The following is a 2,610-nucleotide window of genomic DNA, read 5'->3' as shown; positions in this document are numbered from 1 at the left end:
CGCTGTACGTCTCGGGCGGCTGGGTACTGGTGGTGTTCATCGCCTACAAGCTCCACACGAGGACCGGCAGGAGCCGGCCGGAGCCGTCCTCGGCCGCGACCGAGAACGCACACCTCGGCTGAACGCGGCTCACCCCGGAACGCCGCCGCTGGCTTCGTCGCGGGCCGCGGGCGCCGTGTTCTTCCGCCGGTCGGCAGGCCGGGTGCCGCGCAGGTCGAGGGCGGAGACCGCCGCCCCCAGCAGCACCATGACCACCGGGACGACGAGCGCGGTGCGGTAGGCGTCCAGCACCGCGCCCGGTGAGCCGTCGGTGCCGGCCGCGGTGATCCCGTACACGGCGGTCACCGCGGAGATCCCGACCGCCGAGCCGAACTGGGTGAACGTGTACAGCAGCCCGCCGGCCAGGCCCTGCTCCTCCTTCGCCACGCTGTCGGTCGCCGCGATGGTCAGCGGACCGTAGGCGAGGGCGAAGGCGATGCCCGAGAGGAGCAGGCCCGGGAACATCGCCGCGTAGGACCAGTCCCTCCCCACCGGCAGGAAGAGCCCGTAGGCCACGATCGCCAGCAGGAAGCCGCCGAAGATCACCCGGCTGTTGCCGAAGCGGTGCACCAGGCGCGGGGTGAGGACGGGCGCCAGCACGGCGTCGCAGCCCATGGCGATCAGCGCGATCGCGGTCTGCAGGGAGGACCAGCCGCGCAGTTCCTGCAGGTAGAGCGTGACGATGAACTGGAAGCCGAAGAACGCGCCCAGGAAGAGCAGCGCGGCGAGGTCGGCCCGCACCATCGTGGCCTTGCGGAAGATCTCCAGCGGGACGAGCGGCGCTGTGGCGCGCCGTTCGATCAGGATGAACGCCGCCACCAGTGCCAGCCCGGCGGCGAGCGTGCCGAGGGTCGGCCCGAGCCCCGCGCCGCGGTGCTCGAGCCGGACGATGCCGTAGGCGAGCAGCAGCATCGCGGCGGCGGCGCTGGCCGCGCCGGCCAGGTCGTAGCCGCGCGGTGCGGGCTCGGGGCGGGCCTCGGCCGGCAGCAGCCGGAGCGCCGCGAGCAGGAGGGCGCCGACCAGGAACACCGGGGCGAAGAACACCCAGCGCCAGCCGAGTTCGGTCAGCAGCCCGCCGATGACGAGGCCCAGCGAGAAGCCGCCGGCGCCGACGCCGGCGAAGACGAGCAGGGCCTTGTCGCGCTGCGGCCCCTCCGGATACGAGGTCGTGATGATCGACATGGCGGCGGGGGTCATGAAGGCCGCCGCCACGCCGGTGACGAACCGGGCCACGATCAGCATCCAGCCGTCGGTCGCGAAGCCGCCCAGCAGGGAGAAGACCAGGAAGACGCCCAGCCAGGTGAGGAACATCCGCCGCCTGCCCAGCAGATCGGCGGCGCGGCCGCCGAGCAGGGTGAAGCCTGCGTAGCCCAGCACGTAGCCGCTCATCACCCACGCCGCGGTGCCGGTGGTCAGGTTCAGGTCGGCGCGGATGGTGGGGACGGCGACGGCCAGCATGGCGACGTCGCTGCCCTCGAGGAAGATCGTGCCGCACAGGACGAGGAGTAAGGCCCAGGCTCGTCCGCTCATGCGGGCCCGGGGGTCGGTGAACACAGATCGGCCCTTCTTTTCTTTTGGTGGGTTCGAAGTGATCATTCGATCACCGGACAACGAGAAGCAACCGAGATCCCCGGCAGAGTCCCGCCGCCCATAGGGCAATGCCGGAAAGCTGAGGATCAAGGCCGCACTGTCGAGGTGATCCAGTGGTGGACCTTGGGAGAGGCCGGGCGATCGCGGCGGGTGATCGAGCGGGCCACCGTGGACAGGAGCTCGGTGAAGGAGACTCGTCGTGCTGCGATCTTGCGTTCGACGGCGGCCCGGCTCCGGAAGATCCGCAGGAGTTGACGGGTGATCAGGTAGGCGTGGATCTCTTGCTCCACGCCGTGCGGGCTGCGCGAACGCAGGACTCGTCCCGATCCACGCTGGGTGGTCTTCAAGGCCGCGTACATCGATTCGATGTTCTACCAGGAGTCGCGCTCACCGCTTCCGGCGCCCTGGGCAGTGGGCGTTTTCAACCTGGCGGAGATGGTGGGCGAGTTGGCGTGGGGGTGGGTGCGGGAAGAGACGAAGCTCCTGGTGGACGGGTTGTCGACCGGGATCAGCCCGTCCGCCCGGAGCTTCGCGTGCGTGTCCGCCCCTCGGGACTGGATCTGTCCAGTCCCGCCCTGCGGTTCCTGGCCGGGAAGCTGACCGCCCTGTGACGTGAACGCGGAAGACGGTGGCGCCGGCTCGGAACGGACCAACGGGCTCTGCCGGTCCTGGCCCACCTGCGGTGCGGACGCCGCTGCCCCGGCTCGCAGCCGGGTTCGGCATCGCGTCAGCCCCGTCTTACCGGTACGTGACCGAGGCCGTCGAGGCGCCGGCCGGGCTTGCCCCCGGTCTCGCCGGGGCCGTGCAGGCCGCTTCCCGCAACGCCTTCGTGGCCCTGGACGGGACCCTCCTGCCGATCGACCGCATCGCCGCCGGCCGGCCCTTCTGCTCCGGCAGGCACCAGGGGGCACGGCCTGGACGTGCAGGTCCGCGCCGACCCGGCAGGCGGGCTGCGGTGGGCCTCGCCCGCGCCGCCCGGCG

The 2,610-nt window shown here is 71.7% G+C and carries 2 protein-coding genes and 1 pseudogene; 1 reads left to right on the top strand and 2 read right to left on the bottom strand.

Annotated elements, in window-relative coordinates; translation table 11 throughout:
* Positions 1-129 precede the first annotated feature (129 nt).
* Positions 130-1,569 carry an MFS transporter gene (locus B7L92_RS36510; RefSeq protein WP_107501723.1) on the bottom strand — a complete coding sequence of 480 codons (1,440 nt, stop codon included), beginning with the start codon at positions 1,567-1,569 and terminating at the stop codon, positions 130-132.
* A 146-nt stretch (positions 1,570-1,715) separates the two neighbouring features.
* Positions 1,716-1,988 (bottom strand): hypothetical protein, encoded by a 273-nt coding sequence (locus tag B7L92_RS36505; protein ID WP_107501722.1) that lies wholly within the window; start codon positions 1,986-1,988, stop codon positions 1,716-1,718.
* A gap of 174 nt (positions 1,989-2,162) precedes the next feature.
* Between B7L92_RS36505 and B7L92_RS43180 the strand changes: the two are divergent.
* Positions 2,163-2,610: pseudogene (locus tag B7L92_RS43180) on the top strand (helix-turn-helix domain-containing protein); the annotation flags it as partial.

Source organism: Streptomyces viridosporus (genome assembly GCF_002078235.1).
GTDB lineage: Bacteria > Actinomycetota > Actinomycetes > Streptomycetales > Streptomycetaceae > Streptomyces > Streptomyces viridosporus.
This window is presented reverse-complemented; position numbering and strand designations above follow the sequence as displayed.

What these genes read in the sequence shown, in the direction of transcription:
- B7L92_RS36510 (WP_107501723.1), bottom strand. Translation starts at nt 1,569, where the DNA reads ATGAGCGGACGAGCCTGGGCCTTACTCCTCGTCCTGTGCGGCACGATC.
- B7L92_RS36505 (WP_107501722.1), bottom strand. Translation starts at nt 1,988, where the DNA reads ATGTACGCGGCCTTGAAGACCACCCAGCGTGGATCGGGACGAGTCCTG.